24 protein-coding genes and 1 other RNA gene are annotated in these 24,215 nt (G+C 63.4%); 19 read left to right on the forward strand and 6 right to left on the reverse strand.

Features of this window, described 5'->3' with window-relative positions; genetic code table 11:
- Window positions 1-40: 40 nt before the first annotated feature.
- On the reverse strand, window positions 41-1,384 hold the full coding sequence (locus tag ACN6KF_RS04660; protein ID WP_434955712.1) for an Hsp70 family protein: 1,344 nt from the start codon (window positions 1,382-1,384) through the stop codon (window positions 41-43).
- 252 nt (window positions 1,385-1,636) lie between these two features.
- Between ACN6KF_RS04660 and ACN6KF_RS04665 the strand changes: the two genes are divergently transcribed.
- From ACN6KF_RS04665 to ACN6KF_RS04690, 6 genes are all read left to right on the forward strand, one after another.
- The gene (locus ACN6KF_RS04665; RefSeq protein ID WP_434955713.1) at window positions 1,637-2,362 is read left to right on the forward strand and encodes an SDR family oxidoreductase; all 726 of its coding nucleotides are present in this window, start codon (window positions 1,637-1,639) and stop codon (window positions 2,360-2,362) included.
- Window positions 2,363-2,532: 170 nt separating this feature from the next.
- Window positions 2,533-3,303, forward strand: coding sequence for a trans-aconitate 2-methyltransferase (tam, locus tag ACN6KF_RS04670; RefSeq protein ID WP_434955714.1), 771 nt, complete (start codon window positions 2,533-2,535; stop codon window positions 3,301-3,303).
- 90 nt (window positions 3,304-3,393) lie between these two features.
- The gene (locus ACN6KF_RS04675; RefSeq protein ID WP_434955715.1) at window positions 3,394-4,032 is read left to right on the forward strand and encodes an SGNH/GDSL hydrolase family protein; all 639 of its coding nucleotides are present in this window, start codon (window positions 3,394-3,396) and stop codon (window positions 4,030-4,032) included.
- A gap of 245 nt (window positions 4,033-4,277) precedes the next feature.
- Window positions 4,278-5,360: a 3-deoxy-7-phosphoheptulonate synthase gene (locus ACN6KF_RS04680; RefSeq protein WP_434955716.1), complete on the forward strand. Its 1,083-nt coding sequence runs from the start codon at window positions 4,278-4,280 to the stop codon at window positions 5,358-5,360.
- Window positions 5,361-5,502: 142 nt separating this feature from the next.
- Entirely contained in the window at window positions 5,503-5,877 is a 375-nt protein-coding gene (locus tag ACN6KF_RS04685; protein WP_434955717.1) for a hypothetical protein, read from the forward strand.
- Window positions 5,878-5,960: 83 nt separating this feature from the next.
- Entirely contained in the window at window positions 5,961-6,572 is a 612-nt protein-coding gene (locus tag ACN6KF_RS04690; protein ID WP_434955718.1) for an MOSC domain-containing protein, read from the forward strand.
- Between the two features lie 30 nt (window positions 6,573-6,602).
- On the opposite strand, the gene ACN6KF_RS04695 is transcribed toward ACN6KF_RS04690, so the two are convergent.
- The gene (locus tag ACN6KF_RS04695) at window positions 6,603-7,172 is read right to left on the reverse strand and encodes a dihydrofolate reductase family protein (protein ID WP_434955719.1); all 570 of its coding nucleotides are present in this window, start codon (window positions 7,170-7,172) and stop codon (window positions 6,603-6,605) included.
- A gap of 200 nt (window positions 7,173-7,372) precedes the next feature.
- On the opposite strand from ACN6KF_RS04695, the gene ACN6KF_RS04700 reads away from it, so the two are divergent.
- Both ACN6KF_RS04700 and metF read left to right on the forward strand, forming a co-directional pair.
- Window positions 7,373-8,371, forward strand: coding sequence for an ArsR/SmtB family transcription factor (locus ACN6KF_RS04700; protein WP_434955720.1), 999 nt, complete (start codon window positions 7,373-7,375; stop codon window positions 8,369-8,371).
- Window positions 8,371-9,264 (forward strand): methylenetetrahydrofolate reductase [NAD(P)H], encoded by an 894-nt coding sequence (gene metF / locus ACN6KF_RS04705; RefSeq protein WP_434955721.1) that lies wholly within the window; start codon window positions 8,371-8,373, stop codon window positions 9,262-9,264. The genes ACN6KF_RS04700 and metF overlap by 1 nt, the downstream gene beginning before the upstream one ends.
- Before the next feature lie 94 nt (window positions 9,265-9,358).
- Here metF and ACN6KF_RS04710 read toward each other — a convergent pair whose 3' ends face one another.
- From ACN6KF_RS04710 to ACN6KF_RS04720, 3 genes are all read right to left on the reverse strand, one after another.
- Window positions 9,359-10,177, reverse strand: coding sequence for an AAC(3) family N-acetyltransferase (locus ACN6KF_RS04710; protein WP_434955722.1), 819 nt, complete (start codon window positions 10,175-10,177; stop codon window positions 9,359-9,361).
- A gap of 27 nt (window positions 10,178-10,204) precedes the next feature.
- On the reverse strand, window positions 10,205-10,738 hold the full coding sequence (locus tag ACN6KF_RS04715) for a GNAT family N-acetyltransferase (protein WP_434955723.1): 534 nt from the start codon (window positions 10,736-10,738) through the stop codon (window positions 10,205-10,207).
- 229 nt (window positions 10,739-10,967) lie between these two features.
- Window positions 10,968-11,675, reverse strand: coding sequence for a B3/B4 domain-containing protein (locus ACN6KF_RS04720; RefSeq protein ID WP_434955724.1), 708 nt, complete (start codon window positions 11,673-11,675; stop codon window positions 10,968-10,970).
- Window positions 11,676-11,881: 206 nt separating this feature from the next.
- Between ACN6KF_RS04720 and ACN6KF_RS04725 the strand changes: the two genes are divergently transcribed.
- From ACN6KF_RS04725 to ACN6KF_RS04755, 7 genes are all read left to right on the forward strand, one after another.
- Window positions 11,882-12,910 carry a CorA family divalent cation transporter gene (locus ACN6KF_RS04725; protein WP_434955725.1) on the forward strand — a complete coding sequence of 343 codons (1,029 nt, stop codon included), beginning with the start codon at window positions 11,882-11,884 and terminating at the stop codon, window positions 12,908-12,910.
- A gap of 107 nt (window positions 12,911-13,017) precedes the next feature.
- Window positions 13,018-13,773 (forward strand): N-acetylmuramoyl-L-alanine amidase, encoded by a 756-nt coding sequence (locus ACN6KF_RS04730; protein ID WP_434955726.1) that lies wholly within the window; start codon window positions 13,018-13,020, stop codon window positions 13,771-13,773.
- Window positions 13,774-13,929: 156 nt separating this feature from the next.
- Window positions 13,930-14,339: RNase P RNA component class A (rnpB, locus tag ACN6KF_RS04735), an RNA gene on the forward strand.
- Window positions 14,340-14,663: 324 nt separating this feature from the next.
- The gene (locus ACN6KF_RS04740) at window positions 14,664-14,915 is read left to right on the forward strand and encodes a GlsB/YeaQ/YmgE family stress response membrane protein (protein WP_434955727.1); all 252 of its coding nucleotides are present in this window, start codon (window positions 14,664-14,666) and stop codon (window positions 14,913-14,915) included.
- A 185-nt stretch (window positions 14,916-15,100) separates the two neighbouring features.
- Window positions 15,101-15,283, forward strand: coding sequence for a CsbD family protein (locus tag ACN6KF_RS04745; protein WP_434955728.1), 183 nt, complete (start codon window positions 15,101-15,103; stop codon window positions 15,281-15,283).
- Between the two features lie 160 nt (window positions 15,284-15,443).
- A complete protein-coding gene (locus ACN6KF_RS04750) occupies window positions 15,444-16,973 on the forward strand; it encodes a helix-turn-helix transcriptional regulator (RefSeq protein WP_434955729.1) in 1,530 nt (509 codons plus the stop codon).
- Window positions 16,974-17,119: 146 nt separating this feature from the next.
- Window positions 17,120-17,968 (forward strand): transglutaminase-like domain-containing protein, encoded by an 849-nt coding sequence (locus ACN6KF_RS04755; protein WP_434955730.1) that lies wholly within the window; start codon window positions 17,120-17,122, stop codon window positions 17,966-17,968.
- Window positions 17,969-18,000: 32 nt separating this feature from the next.
- Here ACN6KF_RS04755 and ACN6KF_RS04760 read toward each other — a convergent pair whose 3' ends face one another.
- On the reverse strand, window positions 18,001-19,035 hold the full coding sequence (locus tag ACN6KF_RS04760) for a DUF4424 family protein (RefSeq protein ID WP_434955731.1): 1,035 nt from the start codon (window positions 19,033-19,035) through the stop codon (window positions 18,001-18,003).
- Between the two features lie 250 nt (window positions 19,036-19,285).
- Between ACN6KF_RS04760 and rsmH the strand changes: the two genes are divergently transcribed.
- The 4 genes from rsmH to ACN6KF_RS04780 all read left to right on the forward strand — a co-directional run bounded on the left by rsmH (window position 19,286) and on the right by ACN6KF_RS04780 (window position 24,099).
- Window positions 19,286-20,323 carry a 16S rRNA (cytosine(1402)-N(4))-methyltransferase RsmH gene (gene rsmH, locus ACN6KF_RS04765; RefSeq protein WP_434955732.1) on the forward strand — a complete coding sequence of 346 codons (1,038 nt, stop codon included), beginning with the start codon at window positions 19,286-19,288 and terminating at the stop codon, window positions 20,321-20,323.
- On the forward strand, window positions 20,320-20,676 hold the full coding sequence (ftsL, locus tag ACN6KF_RS04770) for a cell division protein FtsL (RefSeq protein WP_434955733.1): 357 nt from the start codon (window positions 20,320-20,322) through the stop codon (window positions 20,674-20,676). Before rsmH ends, ftsL begins: the two co-directional genes overlap by 4 nt.
- A gap of 11 nt (window positions 20,677-20,687) precedes the next feature.
- Window positions 20,688-22,493, forward strand: a complete 1,806-nt coding sequence (locus tag ACN6KF_RS04775; RefSeq protein ID WP_434955734.1) for a peptidoglycan D,D-transpeptidase FtsI family protein — start codon at window positions 20,688-20,690, stop codon at window positions 22,491-22,493.
- A 154-nt stretch (window positions 22,494-22,647) separates the two neighbouring features.
- On the forward strand, window positions 22,648-24,099 hold the full coding sequence (locus tag ACN6KF_RS04780; protein WP_434955735.1) for a UDP-N-acetylmuramoyl-L-alanyl-D-glutamate--2,6-diaminopimelate ligase: 1,452 nt from the start codon (window positions 22,648-22,650) through the stop codon (window positions 24,097-24,099).
- Window positions 24,100-24,215 lie beyond the last annotated feature (116 nt).

A 24,215-nucleotide genomic window follows, 5' to 3' on the forward strand; every position in this document is an offset into this window, starting at 1 on the left:
TTCGGCCGTTCGGCCGTTCGACCTTTCGGGCTGGGGCCGTTCATGCCGCCAAGGGCGCGCGCACGGCCCAGCGTTCTTTCTGCTTGTCCTGGCCGATCAAGGCGAGGCCGTAGGCGATCGACTCGAACTGGTCGGTGGAGACCAGGCGCTCTTCGCCGAAGCGCTCGGCGAAGAGCTTGCGTATGGCCGGCACGAAGGAAGTGCCCCCGGTGAGGAAGACGCGCTCGATTTCCTCGGCCCGGGTGTTGGCGCGTTTGAGCCCTTCGTCCAGGCTGGCCTCGATGCGGGAGACGTCGGCGGCGATCCAGTGCTCGAAATCGCGGCGCTTCAGCGGGGCCGAGATCTCGATGTCGCCGCCGGCGAAGCGGAATTCGGTCTCGTCCTGGCTTGATAACGCGATCTTCGCCCTGGACACTGCGCTGTAGAGCGAGAAACCCATGTCGAACTCGATGATCTCGATGAATTTTTCGAGCTTTTCCGGTTCCACCGCGACTTTGACCAGGTCCTGCAAGCCCTTGAGATCGCCATTGGTCTTCATCATGGCGAGCTGATGCCAGCGCGCGAGATTGGCGTAATAGTGATTGGGGATCGACAGCTCCTTGTCGAAGGAGCGGAAGCGCCCGCCCTTGCCCAGGCGCGGCGAGACGATGCGATCGACGATCGAATAGTCGAAGGCGTCGCCGGCAATGCCGACGCCGGAATGGCCGAGCGGCTCGGCCTTCAACTGGCCGGCGGCCTGCTCGAAGCGCATGATCGAAAAGTCGCTGGTGCCGCCGCCGAAATCGGCGACCAGCACGGTCGCATCGCGCTTGAGCTGGCGGGCATAGAAGAAGGCCGCGCCCACCGGTTCATAGACATAGGTGGGATTGACGACGCCGAGGCGCTCGAAGGCAGTCTGATAGCGCTGCATCGCCAGATCGTCATCGGGCTGGCGGCCCGCAAAGGTAACGGGACGGCCTATGACGAGGTTGGCCGCCGACAGGTCGAGCTTCCCGTCCCCATGCTTGACCAGGGTATTGAGGAAGGTCGCCAGCAGATCCTCGAAACGATAGCGCTCGCGGAAGATACGGGTCTCCTGGAAGGTGGCGCTGGCGGCAAAGCTCTTGAAGGATTGGATGAAGCGAAGGGCGCTCGTCGCCTCCACGAATTGCTCGATGGCCCAGGGCCCACCCTCGACGCGAATCGTGGACTTACCGGGGCGGCGTTCGTCCCAAAAGCACAGGGCTGTGACGAAATGGTTCAGGCCCTGGCCGCCATGCTCGAAGTTCAGCGCCTCGGTGCGGCCGTCGGCATGGGCAAAGGCGACCACCGTGTTGCTGGTGCCGAAGTCGATGCCAATGGAGACAGGAGTGCTCTGTCCCGTTGCTGGGGATTGGGGCGGCATGAGGCCTCCTAAGGCTTTGCGATCTGTCGAGGCCGACAAGAATCGCAAGGACGCGTCGAACCTGAGAGGCAGAGCAGGAAAAACGTCCATGATTGAACGCGCTTTGCTCTGGCGGTGGGAAGAGGGCCGGGGGAAATAGCCCAGGAGGCGCGCCAAAGCTAGTGCCGATCCAAAATTTCCTGACTTTGATTTGTCAGACTTGTCAGCAGGCTTGCGCCCGCTACCATGCCACCAATCATGCGGGAGGAAGCGATGGAATTTGCCGGCGAGCGTATCGTGGTAACGGGAGCCACCAAGGGTATCGGACGGGCTACGGCCAAGCTGCTGGCGGCCCGGGGCGCACAAATCATCGCCATCGGGCGCAATCAAGCTGAGCTCGAAAGCCTGTCTGCCGAGACGGGCGCGGAGATCCATGCCGTCGACCTCGCCGATCCCGGGGCCGTCCGCGCCGTGGCCCGTTCGATCCAGCCCGTCGATCGGCTGGTCAACAATGCCGGCACCACCACACTCGAGCCTTTCCTGGAAACCAGTGTGGAGGCCTTCCAGGAACTGATGTCGGTGAACGTGGTCGCGGCCATGATCTTCGGCCAGGAATGCGCGCGCAGTATGATCGCCCGGGGCAAGAAGGGGGCGATCGTCAACGTATCCAGCATCTCCTCCTCGATCGGCTTTGCCGATCACGCGGCCTATTGCGCCAGCAAGGGCGCGCTCGACTCGCTGACCACCGTGATGGCAAACGAACTCGGACGCCAAGGCATCCGCGTCAATGCGATCTGCCCGACGGTGATCCTCACGCCCATGGCGGTGAAGGCCTGGAGCGACCCTGCCAAGGCCGCGCCCATGCTGCAGCGCATCCCGCTGGGACGCTTCTTCGAGCCGGAAGAAGTGGCGGAGACCATCGCCTTTCTTCTCAGCGACAAGGCCTCGATGGTGAACGGGGTCGCCATGCCCGTGGATGGCGGCTTCCTGATCACCTGAGGCGGTCAACCATGGTCCTCCGGCGCGGCCGGGGCATGGTGCCGAAAGGGGGATGCCTGTTTGCGGCATTCCCGATGCGACGACGAGGGCCTGCAACACCAAGTCCGATTCCGAAATCGGATATGGTGCTGTAGACGCTTCGCTGGAGCGAATATTCAAGGATGTTTGTCATGGCCGATTGGAACCCCTCGCTTTATTTGCGTTTCGAGGATGAGCGCACGCGGCCGGCACGAGACCTGCTCGATCGCGTGCCCCTGGCGGCACCCACCCTTGCGGTCGATTTGGGGTGCGGCCCGGGCAACTCCACCGAACTCCTGGCCAAGCGCTGGCCCGCGGCCGAGGTGATCGGGATCGATACCTCCGAGGCCATGCTGTCGGAAGCGCGCAAGCGCCTGCCTTCGGCTCGCTTCGAACAGGGAGACGTGACGAGCTGGCAAGCAACAAAGCCGCCGGAACTGATCTTCGCCAATGCCGTGTTGCAATGGATTCCCGGACATGCAGCTTTGCTGCCGCGCCTGCTGGCCCAAACCGCACCGGGCGGCGTGCTGGCCGTGCAGATGCCCGACAATCTGGCAGAGCCGTCCCACCGCCTGATGCGCGAGACGGCCGCGGACGGCCCCTGGGCGGCCAGGCTCGGCAATGCTTCTCGCATCCGCGAGCGCATCCTGCCCGCCGAGGACTATTATAATCTGTTCGCCGGTCAGGCCTCTTCAATCGATATTTGGCGCACCACCTATTATCACGTGCTCGACGATGCGCCGGCCATCGTGTCCTGGCTGCGGGCGACCGGTCTGCGCGCCTTTCTCGATCCGCTGGATCCCGAGCAGCAGCCTGCCTTTCTGGAAGACTATACGGCGCGCATCGCGAAGGCCTATCCGCCGCGGGCCGACGGCAAGGTGGTGCTGGCCTTTCCGCGCATCTTTATTGTCGTGCAACGCTGATCGCGCGTCTTTGCTCTCATTCCTTGTTTCGGCGCGTCCTTTGGGTTCCCGTCGAGGCCGCCCCATCGCAAAGCGCTCCAGGAGACCTCCATGAAGAATGTTCTTTGTTTCGGCGATTCCAACACGTTCGGCACGCCGCCTCTGGCGAGCCTGGACGAGGCCCGGCGCTACGACGGCAAAACGCGCTGGCCAGGGGTCATGCGCAAGATCCTCGGCCATGCCTGGCACGTGATCGAGGAAGGCCTGCCTGGACGTACCACCATCCGCGACGATCTCATCGAGGGAAGCCACAAGAATGGCCGGCGCTATCTCGCCGCCTGCCTGGAAAGCCATCATCCGCTCGATGTCATCGTATTGACGCTGGGCACCAACGATCTCAAGGCCCGTTTCGGCGCGCCGCCTGAAGACATCGCCGCCGGGGTCGACATTCTCGCCGGCATCATCGCCGGGGCGCCCAATCTCGACCGGCCGCCGGCCAAGCTGCTGATCGCCTGTCCGCCGCCCATCCGCCTCGTCGGTTGCCTCGGATCGCTGTTCGCCGGCGGGGTGGAAAAATCGCAGGCCCTGCCGCCTTTGTACGAGGCTGTCGCGCGCAAGCATGGTGCCGAGTTTCTCGATGTCGGCACGCTAATCGAGGTGAGCCCCATCGATGGCATCCATTACGAAGCCGAGGCACATCGCACGCTGGGACAGGTATTTGCCGAACGAGTCCAGGCGCTGGGAAGCTGATTGCTCACGGCAAATTCGCACGTGACAAAATCATTGGCCGTCGCTATATGCCTGCCATGACCTTTGCATCCGCCCCCACCTTTTATTGGTATTTTGGCTTTCGCAGGCCTCAGGCGGAGGTAGGGGTGCGCTCGATCTGAAGACAGCAACAGATCAGACCCAAACAACCGCCAGCCCGACTGGCGGTTTTTTTATGCCGCCGGCCGGGACCAACCAAAGCCCAAACCGAGACTGGAACCCAGGCCATGTTGAGCACCACCGACGATCTTCGTATCCGTGAAATCAAGGCGTTGACCACGCCGGCTGACGTGATGGGAGAACATCCCCGCACGCTGGAGGCAACCCGCACCGTCGCTCAATCGCGACAGGCCGTGCATGACATCCTGCGTGGCAGCGACGATCGTCTCGCCGTGGTGGTCGGCCCCTGTTCGATCCATGATCCGGTGGCCGCCCTCGATTACGCCGATCGCCTGATGAAGCTGCGCCAGCGCCTGGGTTCCTCGCTGGAAATCATCATGCGGGTCTATTTCGAGAAGCCGCGCACCACGGTGGGATGGAAAGGCCTGATCAACGATCCCGATCTCGATGGCAGCTTCCAGATCGACAAGGGGCTGCGCATCGCCCGCAAGGTGCTGCTCGACGTCAACAATCTCGGTCTGCCGGCAGCCTGCGAATTCCTCGACATGACCACGCCGCAATATATCGCCGACCTCGTCGCCTGGGGCGCCATCGGGGCGCGTACCACCGAGAGCCAGATCCATCGCGAATTGGCCTCGGGCCTGAGCTGCCCGGTCGGTTTCAAGAACGGTACGGACGGCAATGTGCGCATTGCGGTCGATGCAGTGAAATCGGCGTCCCAGCCTCATCACTTCATGGCGGTGACCAAGGATGGCCGCTCCGCCATTGCCTCGACCACCGGCAACGAGGATTGCCACATCATCCTGCGCGGCGGCAAGAGCACCAATTACGATGCGGCGAGCGTCGAGGCGGCCTGCAGCGACGTCGCCAAGTCGGGACTCTCGCCGGTGGTGATGATCGATGCCAGCCATGCCAACAGCGCCAAGAAGCCGGAGAACCAGCCCCTGGTGCTGGCCGATATCGGCATGCAGCTCGCGGCAGGCGACAACCGCATCATCGGCGTGATGATCGAGAGCAATCTCGTCGCCGGCCGCCAGGACCAGGTGCCCGGCCAGCCGCTGACCTACGGGCAGAGCATCACCGATGGCTGCATCGATTGGGACACCACCGTCGTCGCCCTCGAGCGCTTGGCGCTGGCGGTTGAGCAGCGTCGCATCGCCAACCGCGAAGCGGTGAAGGTCGGGGCGTAAGCGGGGGCGGCTCTTCGGACTCGCCTGGAAACGTAAGCTTGCCGGAGAGGGTAGGCGGGTCTGAGGACCCGCCTACAATTGTCGCCGATTTGACGCGGCCTGCCCTGAACCGGCATGGTCGGGCCGGAACGGAGACGAGGACGTGAGCGAAACGCAGATTATCAAGAAGGCCATCTTCGCCGTCTGGTGGCGGATCGGCATTCCCGTGGCCCTGTTCGTCTTCGCTGTCGGCTGGGCGCTGAACTTCCTGTTCTATGTCGCGCCGATGTTGCAGGTTACAGGCTCGATTTCCCATTATGGTGCAATGCTGATCGCCGGCCTGCTGGGCGGTGACGTCTCGGGCTTTCTGGGAGATGGCGGTCTCATCGGCAATGTGGTGATCGGATTCCTCCGCGCCATTCTCGACAATCTCCCGATGCTGGTCATTCTGGTGCTGCTGACACGCTGGCAGATCCGGCGCCACTTGCCCCGTATCCTGCGTGACTGTGGGCTGGTGAGCGCCGGCGAGGGGGGATGAGGCAAGCCATCGAGCGGCGTTTTTGCGTCGCTGCCGATTCGGTGGCAGACCGAGATTCCCGCGCTGCCAGACGAGGTGAGACCATGCCGGATCCTTCGATCAACACCACCCCCGACATCGCTGTCAGCCCTGTGCTCAAGCGTGCGGGGCGGGTGGTCATGGTCGCCGCAGCCGGGGGAGAGGCTATCGGGGCGAAGAGACTAGCCGAGCTCATACTCACGCATGAGGGCATACCGGGAGACCGGCATGCCGGTTTCCTCAGGCCCGCCGATGTCAGGGTACCCTGGTTCGAGCGCAACGCGCCGATCCAGAACGAACGCCAGGTCTCCATCGTCTCGATGGAGGACCTTGCGGTGATCGCCGACAATCTCGGTGTCGAGCGCGTGGAGCCGGAATGGCTTGGCGCCAACCTCGCCGTGGAAGGCGTGCCGGATTTCTCCTTCCTCCCGCGTGGTACCAGACTGTTCTTTCCCTCGGGCGCCGTGCTGGCGGTGACGGGGCAGAACGATCCCTGCCGCATCGCCGGGGCGGAAGTCGAACGGCATCTGAGCGGGCAGGAGGGGCTTGCGCTGCGCTTTGCCGCCGCGGCCAAGCGCCTGCGCGGCGTGGTCGCCACCGTCGACCGTCCCGGCTCGATCCGGGGCGGCGAAGAGTTCAAGCTGCGTGTCCCCGAGCAGTGGATCTGGCAGGGCTGAGCCGGAAACGGCAAGTGCTACACTGGTACTTCAGGGCAATTCCGGCCCGGCGGGCGCAAAGCGCAGCAGCGTCACGCCCTGGGGCAGGCTTTCACTGCCGAGCGGTTTCAGCTTGAGCGACAGGCCCGACTGAAAATAGGGCTTGCCGCCGCCCAGCACGAGGGGATGCTGATAGAGCCGGTATTCGTCGATGAGGCCAGATCGCGCCAGTTCGGCGGCGAAGGTGGGGCCGGCGACGCCGATCTCGCCGTCGCTCTCCGCCTTGAGCGAGCGCACCACCTCCATGGCGTCCGAGCTCACCAGCGTCGCATTCGGCCCGACCTCCCGCAGCGTCGTCGAGAAAACGAGCTTAGGCGTCTCGCGCCAGGCGTAGGCAAAATCCATCTCGACCTCGCCGGAGTCCTGTTCGCGCTCGGGGTTGTCCCAATAGCGCATTACCTCATACATGCGCCGCCCATAGAGTGCGACCGACGTCTGCCGCATAAGCCGGTTGAAATGCCGGTGCAGCTCGGCCTGGGGGATGGGCAGCCCAAATTCCTGCTGTGGTGCGGTGACATAGCCATCCAGGGACATCAGCATGGCATAGACGATCGTGGCCATTGGCGCCTCCCTTGTTCTCCGGCCACTATGCCCAAACCAATTGCATAACGCAATCAGTTCGAAGGGGTAGGCGATGATTTCACCAGCTTATCCGCGCAGAAGTCGCCTGTTCACATGATGTCGTCGCTTGCGAAACAAAATTCTTGCGCATTTTGGGAAATGACATAAACATATCTTTATGTGAGAGACGGTGGCGTAGGATGACGAATCTAGCTCCTTTCGAAATGGTGTTGGGCACGCTGAAGGCGTCGGGTGAACCGACGCGCCTTCGCCTGCTGGCCATCCTGGCGGAAGGCGAGCTCAACGTGACCGATCTCACCGAGATCCTCGGGCAATCGCAGCCGCGCATCTCGCGCCACCTCAAGCTTCTGGTTGAAGCCGGCCTGGTGGAGCGCATCCGCGAGGGCGCCTGGGCCTTCTTCCGCCTGGCGGAAGGGACGATGAAATCCGAGATCTTCGCGCAAATCCTTGCCGGCCTTGATCGCAGCGACCGCATTCTTGCCCGCGACCGTTCTCGCCTCGTCGAAGTCAGGCGCACCCGGGCGGCGGTGGCTGCCGATTATTTCCGCGCCCATGCCGGTGACTGGGATCGCATACGCGCCCTGCATGCCCCCGACGAGGCGGTCGAGGCAGCGTTGCGCGAGGTGGTCGGCAGCCAGCCTATCCAGGCTTTCCTCGACATCGGCACCGGCACCGGGCGCATGCTCGAACTGTTCGCGCCGCTGGCGGTCCGTGCTGTCGGCATCGACGCCAGCGCGGAAATGCTGGTGATCGCCAGGGCCAATCTCGAACGCAACGGTATCCGCAATGCCGTGGTGCGGCAGGGCGATCTCTTCGCGCTTTCGGTCGAGCCGGGCGCCTATGACCTCATCATCGTGCATCAGGTCCTGCATTACCTCGACGATGGCGCCAAGGCCCTGCGCGAGATCGGGCGGGCGCTGCGCCCGGGTGGCCGTCTGGTCATCGTTGATTTCGCCCCACACGAACTCGAATTCATGCGCGAGGATTTCGCGCATCGCCGTCTCGGTTTTGCCCGCGAGACGATCGAGCATTGGCTGGAAGCCGCGCATCTGCGGCCGGATGGCTGGCGCCTGGTGGAAGCGGGCGGGGGGCGCTCGAGCCTCACCGTATCGATTTGGACCGGGCGTGATCCGCGCCGGGTCTCGGACACTATCACTCTTGGTCAGGAGGTCGCGTGATGGCTGGTCACGCCTTGCCCTCACACGGCGGTATTCGGGTTTCCTTCGAGTTCTTCCCGCCGAAGAATTCGGAGATGGAAGCGGCCCTATGGGAGGCGATCGAACGCCTGGCGCCGCTCGATCCCCTGTTCGCTTCGGTGACCTATGGTGCCGGTGGCACCACCCGTGAACGCACGCATGGCACGGTGGCCCGCATGGTGCAGGAAACCGATATCCGCCCGGCTGCACATCTGACCTGTGTCGGCGCAACGCGCGAGGCCATCGACGAGGTGATCCGTGGCTATGCCGAAGCAGGCGTGCGCCACATCGTGGCGCTGCGCGGCGATCCGCCGGCAGGGGTGGGTGCCCGCTACGAACCCCATCCGGGTGGCTATGCCAACTCTGCCGATCTGGTGGCGGGTATCAAGGCGCAGGGCGATTTCGAGGTCTCCGTCTCGGCCTATCCCGAGAAGCACCCCGAAAGCCCGTCGCTCGCCTTCGACATCGACATCCTCAAGGCCAAGGTCGATGCCGGTGCCACGCGTGCCATCACCCAGTTCTTCTTCGACAACGAGCATTATCTGCGCTTTGTCGATCGGGTTCGCGAGGCGGGCATCGATATTCCGATCGTACCGGGCATCGTGCCGGTGCAGAATTTCAACCAGGTCCGCAGCTTCGCCGAGCGCTGCGGGACCGATGTGCCGCGACGCCTTGCCGACCGCTTCGAAGGCTTGGACAATGATGTTGCCACGCGTAAACTCGTGGCCGCCGCGGTCGCCGCCGAACAGGTTTTCGATCTCGTCGATCGCGGGGTCAGCGATTTCCACTTCTACACCATGAACAAGGCCGATCTGGTCTATGCCATCTGCCATCTGCTCGGCCTCAGGCCAAAGGTGGAGAAGGCGGCGGCTTAGCTGGAGCGCGGACTTCCAGTCCGCTTCTCTCGCTTCCTGAAATGGGATCCTCCCAGGAGTGGACGAGGATACCCGCGTTGCCGGCGCCAGTTTCCTACGCGCTAAGTATATTCATGCCGCGCCAGCGCGAAACGGTGGCATCGACTGTTTCGCGGACAGGCAGGAGATGGGATGGTGCCGATCCTATGGTGCCGCTACGGGCGATGCCCGTCTCGACAAGATGGCGTCCCGCATCCTCCAGGAGATCGACACGCAGGATCGCTGTCTCATAGCGCTGCCAGCGGCGCTCGCCATCGACCATCAGGGGAGCGCCCTCTTGTATCAAGGTCTGGTGCGGCCAGGTCCGTCGCTCGGCCAGATGCAGGATTGTGCAGCTCTCGAAACTGACGCCGAGTAGAAGCACCCTGGCTTCGAGATCGTAAAGCCTTGCCAGCGGCGAGTTCTCGCCGAAGGGGTCTTCGAGCGGTTGGTCTTGAAGGATCGTCTCAGCCCGTGTGCCCCAGGCCGCCAAGGAACTGGTGGGATGGTTGCTGCGCATCACACCGGGCCAGGTCCGGAACAATTCGGCGATCCTGCCCATGCCGCGTGCCGGTGTTCGCTTGGGGTCGAAGGCTGGCATCGATTGGCGCACGGGTTCATGCCATGCCTGCGGAATGGGCGGCGCACCCCAGTGGACAGGATCGGTCAGGTCCGGCGACATCGCCGGCATGAGGAGCGTGCCCTCGGGGGTGATGACGTCGCAAAGCGCCTGGATCACCGCCGTCTCGGCGCCATTGACCCAGCCGAGCGCCTTGAGGGAGCTATGAACGAGCAATGTTCCGCCGGGCGTGACCCCGAGTAGCCGCAGGTCGGTAGCAAGGCTTTCCCTCGTTTGCGGCATGGTGCTTTGCTGGATGATGCTTGCCTCGGTCATGACTTCCTCAGGAACAGGGAGAAGGGCTCACCCCCGCAGCCGTGCCATCATATGGGCATCCGCGAACGCACCGGCCCGGAATGCGTAATTGCGCAGGAACCCCTCCTGCTTGAAGCCGAACCGTTCGTAAAGGCGTATGGCCTGCAGATTGTCGGCAAAGACCGTCAGTTCGAGACGCTCGATCCTCAGCCAATGATCGGCCGCGTCGATGACTTCCCGCAGCAGCGCGGTGCCGATACCCTTGCCGAGATGGTCGTCATGAACGCCCATTCCAAGACCTGCGGCATGGGCCCGCCGGCCGCCGTAGCGCTCCAGGCCGGCATTTCCCACGATGGTGCTCTCGAGCACGGCGACGAGATTGAAGGCCTCCGGACCGAGCCCTTCCAGCCATCGCCGGGCCAGCTCCGGCTTCTGATAGGGCAGGCGAAGCGTGCCGGCCCTGTAGCCGGGAAGATTGGCGAGTGCGGTTATCGCGTCGACATCCTCCAAACGCGTGGCACGTATCGACAGTCCCGGCGGTGCAGGCCGTGAATCGAGGGGATGGGATGGGGTCGGGGGCATGGTCGCTCTCCTTTTCGCGAGGAGAGCTGGGCTTCCATGGACCCTGCTCGCCTCGCAGGGTTCATGGGGCGATCGTATCGCGCTTACGGCAATACTCTTCCCGCGCCCCGAGGGAGGTGCGTGGCAAGATGCATGCAGGTCATGCGCTTTATGTTCATGCGCCGACACTAGGCCATTGGCTCGAGAACGGCAAGATGACGAGAATACACCTCGCAAAAGCACGATCCGCTCAACCCAGCGTGATCGTGCGATTGCTCCTGTCGGCGTAGCCGATCGAGATGCTGGCGCCGCAATCGGCCGTGAGCCAACCGGCGAGATGGTTGGTGGCCTCCTCCAGTTCACCCCAGCCATTGGCCTGCACCGTCACCAGCGCCCGCCTTGTTTCCGGCGTGATGGCCGAGCGCATGTCCTGGCGCCAGTTCCATCGGCGGCACAGCACATGCCTGCTGTCGGCGAGCACGACCTCGCCATCCTTGGGCGGATCATTGGGATCCTCACCTGCCTCCGCGCCCATATCCAGAAAGCTGTCGCCGGGGCGCGAGAAGCGGAAGGCGACGGGCGGGGCGATCTTGTCGAGATCGTCGGCGCCGATGCAGAAGCCGTGCTGCAGTGAGATCGTGTTGTAGATATCGACGAAATTGTTGATGGCGGGCAGTCTGTCGCCCGCCAGCACGCGCTTGATCAGTCGCTCGACCGAGGAACGATAGCTGGTCTTCTTGATGCCGAAGCCCTTATAGGCGCTGCGCCAGGCTACGACACCCGGAATGGTGGAAAGTTCCATACCTTCATGCTGGCTGCGGCAGGCTGCCTCCGAGGCGAGGATGGCCGCATCGAGATGGCCCGGTCGTCCCGTGGTGACGGCAAGATCTTCGGCCACGAGGACGGCCACACGGAAGTCGGGAAAGCGTTCGGTGAGTTCGGCAATGGTCAATTGCATGGGCGTCATTCGCTGGTCGGTTTGGCGTGGCGCCGGCATCGGACGGTGATGATGTCACAAAACGAATCATCATGCTTTTGATTGATCTTGCCACGAGGGATCGAACGGATAATGTGAATCCGCGCGGTTCGGCAAGCTTTTGTGCAGGCTGCGCTTTTCGGTTCCGCCGGGATGCGTCCCAGCTGTTCAGACTGTGGTGAGGCCGTATGGAAACCGCCAACGCGCCGACTGCGAGCTATGGTATCGAACCCGGATTGCGTTTCGCCCTGCTGCTCGACGGGCGGGGCGGCTGCTGCCAGCTCGACATGGCGCAGGCCCGGGCCTGGAAGCCCGGTGACGGCGTGCTTTGGCTGCATCTGGAGCGCGATCATCCCGCCGCCGCCGACTGGGTCCATGGCAGAGGAGATTTCGATCCTGTCGTCGCAGATGCCCTCCTCGAAGAAGAGTCGCGGCCGCGTGTCGAGCCGATCGACGATGGTCTGCTGATCATTCTACGCGGTGTCTGTGCGACCGCGCCGGAGGAAGTCGAGGAAAAGCCCGCCGATATCGATCTGGTTCCGCTGCATCTGTGGGTCGATGGCGACCGCGTGATCTCGCTGCGCGACAAGGATCATTACATCACGGCTCTGCGCGACATCCGCAAGGCCCTGCACAAGGGCAAGGGGCCGAGCCATGCCGGCGATCTCCTGGCGATGATCGGCGACAAGCTGGTTCGCGACCTCGAGCCGGTGCTCGATGCCATGGACGAGGAGGTCGACGAACTCGACGATCTGATCTTCCAGGGCGATGCCGGCGAGGTGCGTGAGCGCCTGAAGCTGCTCAGGCGGCGCGCGGTGCAACTGCGCCGCTATCTTGCCCCCCAGCGCGATGCACTCAACCGCATGGAGCATGACGACGCTCCCTGGTTGGATGAACGCGACAAGCTGCGCTTGCGTGAGGTGATCGACAAGCTGATGCGATTCATCGAATATCTCGACGCGATCCGGGACCGGACCAGTATCCTGCATGACGATCTTTCCACCGTGATTGGCGAACGTATCGCGCACAATTCCAACCGCCTGGCTGCCCTTGCCGCGCTGCTGCTGCCGCCCAGTGTGGTAGCCGGCCTGTTCGGCATGAATGTCGGTGGTATTCCCGGCGTCGACAAGGGCTGGGCTTTCGCGACCATCGTGGCCTTCGTCACGATCACCTCGATCGTCACGCTATGGGTTCTCAAGCGGATCAACTGGTTGTAATACCGGTCCGCATCGAGACCGACTCTTCCCAGGCAGACCTGTCTGCCTGGGAAAGCGGCCGACAACGTGGATGGACCCTTCCATCTGCCGTATCGAAAAGACCGCCCTTGCAGCTTGATACATCCCTCGCCAACCTTGCCGTTGCCTCGCCCAATCATGGCGAGCGCCTCGACCCGGCGTCGCCACTTCTGCTCGTCCTGCATTATACCGGCATGCCCGACGGTGAACTGGCGCTGGCCCGGCTTTCCGATCCGGCTTCGCAGGTTTCCTGCCATTACCTCGTCGACGAGGGCGGACGGATCATCCAGATGGTGCCCGAGTCCCGCCGGGCCTGGCATGCCGGCCAGGCGAGCTGGGAGGGCGTGACCGATATCAACTCCCACTCCATCGGCATCGAGATCGTCAATCCCGGACACGAATGGGGTTATCGGGATTTTCCTGCTGTGCAGATGATGGCCGTCAAGGCTCTATGCCGCGATATTGTGAACCGCCACGGCGTCAGGCCGCACCATGTGCTCGGGCATTCGGACATCGCGCCGCTGCGCAAGACCGATCCTGGTGAGCGTTTCGACTGGGCCGGGCTGGCGCAAGAGGGTATCGGCCTCCATGTGCGCCCCGCCGCCATTCAGGGCGGGCGTTTCTTCTCCGCCGGCGAGGCCGGCCAGCCCATCGAGGCGCTGCAAGCGATGTTCTCGCTCTATGGCTACGGCATCGCGGTGAACGGGGTCTATGATGCGCTCACCGAGGCCGTGGTGACGGCCTTCCAGCGCCATTTCCGCCAGGCCAGGGTGGACGGCGTCTGTGATGCCTCGACCATTGAAACCTTGCGCAGCCTCATCCTGGCCAAGCAGGCACTGGTGTGACTTTTCGCACAGCGCCCCCGCGCTGCCGGCGCTAAGGTCACTGGCGAATGGTTCTCCCATTTCCTCCCAAAGACATAACTCCCGGCGTCCAACCAATCGGTTGGCGCCGGTTTTTCTTTGTTGACGCCGCCGGCGCTTGGCGTCACACAGGCGCGGCTAGCTGGCTGGGCGGCCGCTGTTGCCAGGCTCAAACCTGGGAATGGAGGAAAGTCCGGGCTCCACGGAAATAGGGTGCCGGTTAATGGCCGGCGGGGGCGACCTCAGGGAAAGCGCCACAGAAAGTAAACCGCCTCGGCAGGCTTCTTTTGAACTTGCCGGGGTAAGGGTGAAAGGGTGCGGTAAGAGCGCACCGCGCGGCCGGTAACGGCAGCGGCATGGCAAGCCCCACCCGGAGCAAGACCGAATAGGGACGACCGCGGCGGTCTTCGGACGCGCCGAGGCGCATTTCCGCGCCGTCGTCCGGGTTGGTTGCGTTGAGGTCACCGGTGACGGTGGCCCCAGATGAATGGTCGCCACGTCCGCGCGAGCGGGCCATACAGAACCCGGCTTACAGGCCAGCTAGCCTTGCCTTTCAGCGGATGAGCGGTGCGCGGACTTGCAGTCCGCTTTTCGACTTCAAACGCGATGTCTCCAAGAGCGGACATCGCGACATGCAAGCATGTCGCTGAGATCTCCGCGCTCCAATTCGTGCCTTTTCTAGAACCGCTGTTCCAGGCCAGTCGTTCTTGTTTTTGTCACCGAACGCCGCCACATTGCGCCCGAGTGAGTCTCTCGGCGGATATGATTCCGATTCAGGGAGGCGCGACAGTCAGTTGAAATCGTGGGGAATTCGGGAATGGGCCTCTGTGGCGATCCGGCGAACTCCCGCGGACTTCGAACCGGGTAACATCATGGGTATCGTCTGGACCATCCTCATCGGCTTCATCGTTGGCCTGCTTGCGCGTTTCCTCTCGCCGGGGCAGCACAATCCCAGCGGCTTCATCCTTACCACGATACTGGGCGTGGTCGGCGCGGCGCTGGCGACCTGGCTCGGGCAGCAGATCGGCTGGTACACGATCGGCGAAAAGGCGGGCTTCATCGGCGCTGTTGTCGGCGCAGTCATCGTGCTGCTGGTCTGGCGAGCCTTTGCTCGCAGTGCGTGAGAACACCATGGTGTCCCCAGAGCCTTCATGGCCGGGTCCTATCGACAGCTGACCCGACCGTTTCTGGTGCAGATGGATCAGGCCGCCTGATACCCTGACGTCTTTCGATATTGCGCTCGACATGCGGCAATAGAGCATGCCGTCCGGTGCAGGCGCGCCGGCTGTGGCAGTGCAGGAGAATGGACATGGACAAGGATCGTGTCGGAGGGGCCGCAAAGCAGGTCAAAGGCACTATCAAGGAGGCCGTCGGCAAGGTGACGGGCGATGCCAAGACCCAGGCCGAGGGCAAGGCGGAAAAGCTCGCGGGCAAGGTCCAGAGTGCCGTTGGCGGTGCCAAGGATGCGGCGCGCGACGCATTGAAGAAGTGACGAGAGCGGGGAGTGTCCAGGGGCGCTCCCCGCATTGAAGCGGTCATTTACCGGCGCCTGGAAGTGGAGCGCCGTTCCTTTCGCCTCACACCGTTCCGGACTATGGTTCCGTCCGTAAGAGATGGCATGCCGCGCCTCTCGCCGGCAGTGGGAATAGGTCATGGCGAACGAGGTTCCGGATGTGAGCATCCTGCGACGACAGGTGGATCGGCGTCAGCTCCAGGAGATCATTGCGGGGCTGGCCGAAGGCATCTTGTTGATAGACCCTGCGGAGGGGATCGTCTGGGCCAATGAAAGGGCCCTCGACCTGCATGATGCGGGAGAACTGGCGGAGTTGGGCAGGACGCCGGACGAATATCGGCGGAATTATATGCTGAAATACCGCAACAACCATTCGCTGGCTCCCGAGCAATACCCTCTGAATCGCCTGTTGGCCGGGGAAGTTTTCAAGGAACTGGTCGTCGAGGTCGTCAAAGCGGCGCCGCGCAGAAGGAAACAGGGGTGGCGCTGCATCCAACAGCTTCGAGGGCTGGTTCTCGTCGATGCGACCGGTAATCCTGAGTCCTACGTGCTGGTCATCGAGGATCTGACCGAGCGTTTCACCGCGGAGGAGCGCTTCGAGCGCACTTTCGCTGCCAATCCGGCGCCGGCCATCATCTGCCGGATATCGGATCTGCGCTATGTGAAGGTCAATCAGGGCTTCCTGGAAATGACCGGCTACAAGCGCGAGGAGGTTCTCGGCCGCTCGACCTACGAAATCGACGTGTTGGAGAATGCCGGAGTCCGGGAGAGTGCGATCACCTCCCTGCGCGAGGGGCGCACGATTCCACAGACCGAGGCAAGTTTACGCCTGGCCGATGGCGACTCGAAGCTGGTCATCGTCGCCGGCCAGCCGATCGAGATCGGTGAGGAGCCTTGCATGCTCTTCACCTTCATGGATATGGAGCCGCGCAGGCGGGCCGAACAGGCCTTGCGGCAGAGCGAAGAGCGTTTCGCCCGGGCCTTTCGCATGACTCCCGTGCCGACCATCGTGATGGCCCGCAAAGATTTCCACGTGCTGGATGTCAACGAGGCCTTCACCGTGGTCATGGGCTATGCGCGTGAGGACGTGATCGACAAGCCCATCGCCCTGGTACCGATCTGGTCTTCGAGCGGGTCTAGGCGTCAACTCGAACGTGACATCGAGACCGATGGAGCTTTGCGCAACCGGGATTTGGAGCTGCGCAGCCGGCATGGGGAAGTCCTGGATTGCCTGGTCTCCGCCGAGACCGTCGGCATTCAGGGCCAGGACTGCGTCCTGATCGTCCTGCAGGACATTACCGAACGCAAGCGATCGGAAGTCGAGCTGATGTCCGCCATCGAAGCCGTGATGCAGGATACGTCCTGGTTCAGCCGTACGGTAATCGAGAAGCTGGCCAATCTGCGGGGCGGAGGGACGTCGAACGGGGCCTCCACGGAGCTGGCCGACCTGACCCCGCGGGAGTTGGAAGTACTCGGCCTGCTCTGCCAGGGGCTGACCGATGTCCAAATCGTCAAGGCGTTGAAGCTCACCCGCAATACGGTGCGCAACCACGTCGCCCGCATCTATGGCAAGGCCGGTGTGCACAGCCGGGCCGCCGCCGTGGTGTGGGCGCGCGAGCGCGGATTCACCGGCGCTTCGCAAAAAGCCCGGCCCACCCGCTCAAGCTGAAGCACCTGATGCATCCGCACTAGCAATGCTGACGTATCGGCTTCTATTGCTGCAGGCTTCCCGGCGCTAGCTTGCACCCCTCGGCATGCCGCCACCTCCCCAGCGGGATGAGGATGCGGGCCGGTGCCGTTTATGGGAAAGCCAAGATGCATATCCGCTACGGTTTCGATATTGCAATGCAGTTCTCGCAACCGACCACGCTGATCACCGTTCTCGATGTTCACCCCTCACGGCGCGGCGACATTGTGCGCGAGCAGGATCTCTCCACCCTGTCGAACCATCCGACTCAGGCCCACATCGACGTTTTTGGCAATCTGTGCCGGCGCATCCATGTCGAAGATGGTTTCCTGCATCTGCGCTGCGACGGCGTCATCCGCGACAGCGGGGAGCCCGATAAGGCGGTCGAGAGGGCGAAAATCCTGCCCATCATGGCCCTGCCGAAGGAAACGCTGACCTATTTGCATGCCAGCCGTTATTGCGAAACCGATCTCCTGTCCGACTTCGCCTGGGAGCGTTTCGGAGACATAACCGATGGCTGGCAGCGCGTTCAGGCCGTCACGGACTTCGTCCATTCGCATTTGAGCTTTGGCTACGAGCGTGCCAGCGCGACGCGTTCGGCGTTGCAGGCCTTCGAGCAGAAGGTTGGCGTGTGCCGGGATTTTGCCCATTTGGCGGTTGCGCTGTGCCGTTGCCTCAACATTCCGGCGCGCTACTGCAATGGTTATCTCGGTGACATCGGGGTGCCTCCCGATCCGGCCGCCATGGATTTCAATGCCTGGTTCCAGGCCTATCTCGGCGGGGAGTGGTATACCTTCGACCCGCGGCACAACCAGCGCCGGATTGGGCGGATCCTCATCGGCTGCGGCCGCGATGCCGCCGACATCCCGATGATCAGTTCCTTCGGCCGTCACAGCCTGAGCAAGTTCGAGGTTGTGACGGAACGAGTTCCGGACGAACAGGCGGCTGCAACCACGGAGCGGCGGCTGTCACCGTAGCAGCGTCCGGAAAATCGTGATCTGTAAAGCGTTTATGGCGCGACGTTCTTATCGAGAATCAGGATGTCGATATTGCGGTCCGGCGCGTAATTGTTGCGCTTGAGCTCGTAGCGGGTGCTGCTGACCTTCTTGGCGCCTTCTGCGCAGAAGGAGACCAGGTTGTCGGGAAAGGCCTTGTCGATCACCAGGCCGAACCGGCCGGCAGGGCCGGACCAGCGGCCATTGCCGACGAAGGTGTAGCCGAAATAGGTCTGCCGGGTTTTGGGCGTCTTCGCGGTCTCGCCTGCCTGTGGCTTGGCTGCCGTCAGGCGTTTGGTCAAGGCGTCGGCCGCACGCAGGAAGCCCTCAGTGACGCAATATTTCTTTTGATATTGCGTCAACGACTCGCCGGTCAGGTTGGCGCGGTCGAAATAGAGGCCGGCCGCCGAACCGATGCTCGGCGTGTAGCTGTATTGCAGGATGATCTCCTTGCCGGCTGGTAAAACCTGCTGGCGAACGATCCTGGAGCGCAAGGTCCAGAGCGGGACCCAGTTTTCGCCAGCCTGCTCGATATAGCCCGGCGTACTCAGCTTGGTACGGTCCTCATTGTTCAAGCGCTTGAGAGCCTCGGCGGTGGAGGCGACGGCGGGCAGCAATGGCACGTTCAGGCTCTTGAGCAGATCGGTGATTTCGCTCTCCTTGCCGCCGTCCGGCGTGAAGAAGGCATGTTGTTCCACGCTCGCCTCGACCGATTTGCCGGCCGCCTTGGCCTGGACATCGAGGAAGTTCGGCGAAGCCGGGTTGGGAATGGCTAAATCCAGGTCCGTTTCGCCGGTCACCTCCGGAAGGGGGAAGGCGACTGTCAGCGTCAGGTCCTGGCCGGCTTTGTTGAGGAAACGATAGGCAGCCCGGACCTGCTTGGCCGAGAGGAAGATGTCCTCCGCCTTCAATTCGAGCTGGTCCGCCGGCTCGATGACCAGCCCGCCGGCATCGAGATTGGCAAGACTCTCCTCGGCCGAAGCACCCGTCACGGGCATTGCGAGGGTCAAGGCTGCAGCGCAATAGAGCGCTTTGGCGGGTCGGGGCATTGGCTGCGAATCTCCACACCGTCGAAACGGTTCGGCGCCGATAGTGCCCGCCTTTGCGGCACTGCGAAAGAGGCAGGGAGCAATGGCAGGATCTCGAGTTCTTATCGAAGTGGTGACGTAACGGAATTTTCAAGGAGTGGAGCTGTCTCCACGAACCCTTCATTAACCTTTCATGGGCGTTAATGGGATAGGAGAAATCTGCCCGATTTGCGGGCCGCTTCCGCCTGTAATTCCTGCCTTTGAGAGTTCGATGTCCGCTTCCTCCGCTCCCGCCAACGATGCCGCCCGGCATGTGCCGGTGATGCTCGCCGAGGTGCTGAAGGCGCTCGAGCCGAAGGCGGGCGAGCGCTTCATCGACGGCACGTTCGGGGCAGGGGGCTATACGCGCGCAGTTCTGGCGGCCGCGCCCGATGTGCAGGTGCTCGCCGTCGATCGCGATCGCAACGCCATCACCGACGGCATGGCCCTGGTTTCCGACATGCAGGGACGCCTCACTTTGGTCGAGGACCGTTTTTCCCATCTCGACAAGCTCGCGCCCATGCTGGGCGAGGGCGGCGTCGACGGGGTGGTGCTGGATATCGGGGTCTCCTCGATGCAGCTCGACGAGGCCGAGCGCGGCTTTTCCTTTCGCCGCGACGGGCCGCTCGACATGCGCATGTCGCGTGAAGGCTCGCATGCCGGGCCGACCGCCGCCGATCTCGTGGCCGAGCTTCCCGAGGAGGTGCTGGCCCGCATCTTCCAGGTGCTGGGCGAGGAGCGCCGCGCGCGTGCACTGGCGCGCGCCATCGTCACCGATCGGCAGAAGGAGCCGTTCCTCACCACCATGCAACTGGCGGATCTGTGCGGCCGGGTGATCCGCTCCAAGCCCGGCGACATTCATCCGGCGACGCGTGCCTTCCAGGCTCTGCGCATTGCCGTCAATGGCGAGCTCGACGAACTCGGCCGGGCCCTGCTGGCCGCCGAGCGGGCACTCAAGCCCGGCGGACGCCTGGTGGTGGTGACCTTCCATTCGCTCGAAGATCGTATCGTCAAGGCCTTCTTCACCGACCGCACCCGCAGCCAGGCCGGCGGTTCGCGCCATCAGCCCGTGGTGGCGGTACCGCCACCGACCTTCGTTCAGACCCATCGGGGAGCGCTGGCTGCGAGCGAGGCGGAAGCCGAGCTCAATCCCCGCGCCCGCTCCGCCAAGCTGCGCTTCGCCATCCGCAGCGAAGCCCCCGCTCGTGACACCGGCACCAGTTTCCTCGGATTGCCTGAGGTGAGTCTTCAATCCGGGAGAGGCCGTTGACCCGCATTCTCAATCTCATCCTGGTCGGTCTGCTGGTGGCTTCCGCCATCGGCGTCTACTCGATCAAATATGAATCGACCTTGCAGGCCGAGAAGGTCGCCAAGCTGCGCCGGGCCATCGAGACCGAACGTCGCGCCATCGAATCACTCAAAGCCGAATGGGCCTTCATGAGTCAGCCCGACCGTATCGGCGCCCTGGCCAAGCGCCATCTCGACCTCGTGCCGATGAAGGTCGTCCAATCCGTCGATGCCACCGATCTGCCCGAGAAGGCGCGCGAAGGCGATTTGATTGCCGAAAAACTCGAAGGACTCGGCCTGGCCGGGGCGCCGCAAGTCACAGGATCGACCCCATGAGTGAGGGGAACATGAGCGACGGGACCATCGTGGACAACCAGGCCAACGCATCAGCGCCCGAAGCCGGGACGGGCTCGGACGCCGCCAGCCCCGCCAAGACGCCGCGCCGGCGCCTTTCCAAGCTCGAAAAGAGCGGCGGGCGCATCGTGCTGATCGTGGTGGGCTTCGTCTGCATCTATATGGCGATCATGGCGCGGCTCACCCAGTTCGGCACCGCTCCCGACCAGCAATATGACGCACGTCGCTCGGCGGCCGACCAGTTGGCGGCGGCTCGCCCGGATATCCTCGACCGCAACGGCCGGATCCTGGCCACGGACGTGCAGGTGCCCTCGCTCTACGCCGAGCCGAAGAAGATCATCGACGTCGACGAGGCGACCGAGTTGCTGACCGCGCAGATGCCCGAGCTCGACGCACGTGAGCTCAGGACCAAGCTTGCCTCGGGCAAGGGCTTCATCTGGCTCAAGCGCGAGATCACGCCAGAACAGCGCAATCGCATTTATGCGCTCGGCCTGCCCGGCATAGGCTTCATCAACGAAAACAAACGCATCTACCCCAACGGGCCGACGGTGAGCCACGTCTTGGGCGCGGTGAACATCGACAACCAGGGCATAGCTGGCCTGGAGAAATACATCGACAACAAGCGCGGGCTCTCCGAGCTGCAGGCGCTCGGCTATGCCTCGACCTCCGACGCGATGAAGCCGGTGCAGACCTCGATCGATCTGCGCGCCCAGGCGGTGATGCGTGACGAGCTCATCGCCGGCATGGAGCATTTCAAGGCCAAGGCAGCGGGCGGCGTCATCATGGACGTGACCACCGGCGAGATGATCTCACTGGTGTCATTGCCGGACTTCGATCCCAACAATCCGGCCGATGCCCTCGATCCCAACAGGATCAACCGTATCAATGTCGGCACCTATGAAATGGGTTCGACCTTCAAGGCGCTGACCCTGGCCATGGCGATCGAATCGGGCCGGTTCACCACCAATTCCATGCTGGATGCCCGGGCCGGCAGCGTCACCATCGGGCGTTGGACCATCCGCGACTACCATCCGCAGCGCCGCATGCTGAGCCTGCCGGAGGTGTTCACCTATTCGTCGAATATCGGCGTCATCCGCATGGCGCTCGGCCTGGGCGTGCCTGCCCACCAGGCCTTCCTGCGTCAGATGGGTCAGCTCGATCGCCTGGTGACGGAGCTGCCCGAAAATGCTGCGCCGATCCTGCCGCGTCGCTGGGGCACTCTGAACTCCGCCACCATTGCCTTTGGCCAAGGCATCACCGTTGCACCCCTGCAGGCCGTCATGGCGGTTGGCGCAATGATGAACGGCGGCCATCTGATGAAGCCGACCTTCATCAAGCGCGACGAGGACGAGGCTCTGGCCCTGTCCAAGCCGGTGCTCAAGCCCCACACCTCCGACGTGATGCGCTACATCATGCGCCTCAACGCCACCAACGGCTCGGCCAAGAAGGTCGACATTTTCGGCTATCAGGTTGGCGGCAAGACCGGCACGGCCGAAAAGCTGATCGGCGGGCGCTACAACAAGAACCTGAACTTCACCACCTTCATGGCGGTGTTTCCTTTCGACAAGCCGAAATATCTGATCACCGTTCTCTACGACGAGCCCAAGGGCCTGCCCGAGACCTATGGATATTCCACGGCTGCCTGGAACGCCGGCGTCACCACCGGCAAGATCCTGGAGCGCGTCGGCCCGCTCCTCGGCGTCAAACCCCGCTTCATGGAGGTTCCCAATCCGGTTCCGCCGCTCAACGCCCCGAGGGACCAGTTGAACCAGAGCATGGCCTGGCTGGCGGCCCGATAAGATCATCCAATGGGCGGGTCCGACGACCCGCCCATTGCAGTTTGCGGCAATGCATGGCCGGGATGCATCGATCGGCCATTGAAACTGCATTGCCATTGCTCTTAGGCACTCTAATAAAGCCGCCGATTCCGAATCGTCGAAAACCAGGACATTCATGACCAAACGCCTCGCCGACATCGTTTCCGAAGGCTCCCTGGCCGCCGATGCCCGTGCGCTCGAGGTCGCGGGCGTCACCGCCGATTCCCGCGCCGTGAAGCCGGGTTTCGTCTTCGTCGCCATTCCCGGTACGAAGAGCGATGGCGCGGCCTATGTCCCGCAGGCCATTGCCGCCGGTGCGGTGGCTGTTGTCTCCGAAGCCCCGCTCGACGTGCCTGCGTCAGTCGCCCAGATCAAGGTCGGCAATGCCCGCAAGGCGCTGAGCGAGATCGCGGCGGCCTTCTATGACCGCCAACCGGCAACCATCATTGCCGTCACCGGTACCAGTGGCAAGACCTCGGTCGCCGCCTTCGTTCGCCAGATCTGGGCGATATCAGGGTATCAATCGGCGTCCATCGGCACCGTCGGCGTCGTGGCGCCCTGGGGCGAGACCTATGGATCCCTCACCACACCGGATCCGGTCGAGCTGCACCGTCTGATCGACGAACTGGCGGGCAGGGGCATCACCCATCTCGCCATGGAGGCTTCCTCGCACGGCCTCGACCAGTTCCGGCTTGATGGCGTGCGCCTGGCAGCCGGCGGCTTCACCAATCTGTCGCGCGATCATCTCGACTATCATGCGAGCTTCGAGGCCTATCTCGAGGCGAAGCTGCGGCTGTTCCGCGATCTCCTGCCCGATGGCGCCGGGGCGGTCGTGGCGGCCGACCATGCCGAGGCCGCCGCCGTATTGGCCGCGGCGCGCCGGAAGGGCCTGCATGTTCTCGGTGTCGGCGAGGCGGGTGACGGCATCCGCCTGAAATCGGTTGATATCGAAGGCTTCATCCAGCATCTGGAACTCGACTATCGGGGCCGGGCCTATCGGGTGCGGCTGCCGCTCGCGGGGCGCTTCCAGGTGGAGAATGCTCTCGTCGCCGCCGGCCTGTGCCTCCTGACCGGCGGGGAGCCGGATGCCGTCTTCGCTGCTCTCGAGCACCTTCAGGGTGCCAAGGGACGCCTCGACCTTGTCGGCACCGTCGAGGGGGCACCGGTACTCGTCGACTATGCCCATAAGCCCGATGCGCTCGAAAAGGCGCTGGAGGCCTTGCGTCCCTTCGTGCAGGGCAAGCTGGTGGTGATCTTCGGCTGCGGCGGCGATCGCGATGCCGGCAAACGCCCGATCATGGGTGAGATCGCCACTCGGCTGGCCGACAAGGTCATCGTCACAGATGACAATCCCCGCAGCGAGGATCCCGCCACGATCCGCGCGGCGATCATGGCGGCAGCGCCAGGCGCGATCGAAATCGGTGACCGGCGCCTGGCGATCGAGACAGCGATTGTGGAGCTGGAGCGCGGGGATGTGCTGCTGATCGCCGGCAAGGGACACGAACCAGGCCAGATCGTCGGCAAGACGGTGCTCCCCTTCTCCGATCACGATGTCGCCCGCGAGGCGATCGCCGCGAGGGCCGGGTGATGGCCATCCTTCGGAGCGCGGACATCCTGTCCGCTCTTGGAAACGCCGCGGTTAGCGAGCTAGGAAGAGCGGACAGGATGTCCGCGCTCCAGGAAGAATCAAGCCTTTCGCAGGCT

The sequence above is a fragment of the Labrys methylaminiphilus subsp. lupini genome (genome assembly GCF_051161885.1).
In the GTDB taxonomy this organism is placed as follows: domain Bacteria; phylum Pseudomonadota; class Alphaproteobacteria; order Rhizobiales; family Labraceae; genus Labrys.

Excerpts from the sequence above, each read along its gene's own strand:
- ACN6KF_RS04660 (WP_434955712.1), bottom strand. The coding sequence starts at position 1,384 with ATGCCGCCCCAATCCCCAGCAACGGGACAGAGCACTCCTGTCTCCATT.
- ACN6KF_RS04665 (WP_434955713.1), top strand. The coding sequence starts at position 1,637 with ATGGAATTTGCCGGCGAGCGTATCGTGGTAACGGGAGCCACCAAGGGT.
- tam (WP_434955714.1), top strand. The coding sequence starts at position 2,533 with ATGGCCGATTGGAACCCCTCGCTTTATTTGCGTTTCGAGGATGAGCGC.
- ACN6KF_RS04675 (WP_434955715.1), top strand. The coding sequence starts at position 3,394 with ATGAAGAATGTTCTTTGTTTCGGCGATTCCAACACGTTCGGCACGCCG.
- ACN6KF_RS04680 (WP_434955716.1), top strand. The coding sequence starts at position 4,278 with ATGTTGAGCACCACCGACGATCTTCGTATCCGTGAAATCAAGGCGTTG.
- ACN6KF_RS04690 (WP_434955718.1), top strand. The coding sequence starts at position 5,961 with ATGCCGGATCCTTCGATCAACACCACCCCCGACATCGCTGTCAGCCCT.
- ACN6KF_RS04695 (WP_434955719.1), bottom strand. The coding sequence starts at position 7,172 with ATGGCCACGATCGTCTATGCCATGCTGATGTCCCTGGATGGCTATGTC.
- ACN6KF_RS04700 (WP_434955720.1), top strand. The coding sequence starts at position 7,373 with ATGACGAATCTAGCTCCTTTCGAAATGGTGTTGGGCACGCTGAAGGCG.
- metF (WP_434955721.1), top strand. The coding sequence starts at position 8,371 with ATGGCTGGTCACGCCTTGCCCTCACACGGCGGTATTCGGGTTTCCTTC.
- ACN6KF_RS04710 (WP_434955722.1), bottom strand. The coding sequence starts at position 10,177 with ATGACCGAGGCAAGCATCATCCAGCAAAGCACCATGCCGCAAACGAGG.
- ACN6KF_RS04715 (WP_434955723.1), bottom strand. The coding sequence starts at position 10,738 with ATGCCCCCGACCCCATCCCATCCCCTCGATTCACGGCCTGCACCGCCG.
- ACN6KF_RS04720 (WP_434955724.1), bottom strand. The coding sequence starts at position 11,675 with ATGCAATTGACCATTGCCGAACTCACCGAACGCTTTCCCGACTTCCGT.
- ACN6KF_RS04725 (WP_434955725.1), top strand. The coding sequence starts at position 11,882 with ATGGAAACCGCCAACGCGCCGACTGCGAGCTATGGTATCGAACCCGGA.
- ACN6KF_RS04740 (WP_434955727.1), top strand. The coding sequence starts at position 14,664 with ATGGGTATCGTCTGGACCATCCTCATCGGCTTCATCGTTGGCCTGCTT.
- ACN6KF_RS04745 (WP_434955728.1), top strand. The coding sequence starts at position 15,101 with ATGGACAAGGATCGTGTCGGAGGGGCCGCAAAGCAGGTCAAAGGCACT.
- ACN6KF_RS04750 (WP_434955729.1), top strand. The coding sequence starts at position 15,444 with ATGGCGAACGAGGTTCCGGATGTGAGCATCCTGCGACGACAGGTGGAT.
- ACN6KF_RS04755 (WP_434955730.1), top strand. The coding sequence starts at position 17,120 with ATGCATATCCGCTACGGTTTCGATATTGCAATGCAGTTCTCGCAACCG.
- ACN6KF_RS04760 (WP_434955731.1), bottom strand. The coding sequence starts at position 19,035 with ATGCCCCGACCCGCCAAAGCGCTCTATTGCGCTGCAGCCTTGACCCTC.
- rsmH (WP_434955732.1), top strand. The coding sequence starts at position 19,286 with ATGTCCGCTTCCTCCGCTCCCGCCAACGATGCCGCCCGGCATGTGCCG.
- ACN6KF_RS04775 (WP_434955734.1), top strand. The coding sequence starts at position 20,688 with ATGAGCGACGGGACCATCGTGGACAACCAGGCCAACGCATCAGCGCCC.
- ACN6KF_RS04780 (WP_434955735.1), top strand. The coding sequence starts at position 22,648 with ATGACCAAACGCCTCGCCGACATCGTTTCCGAAGGCTCCCTGGCCGCC.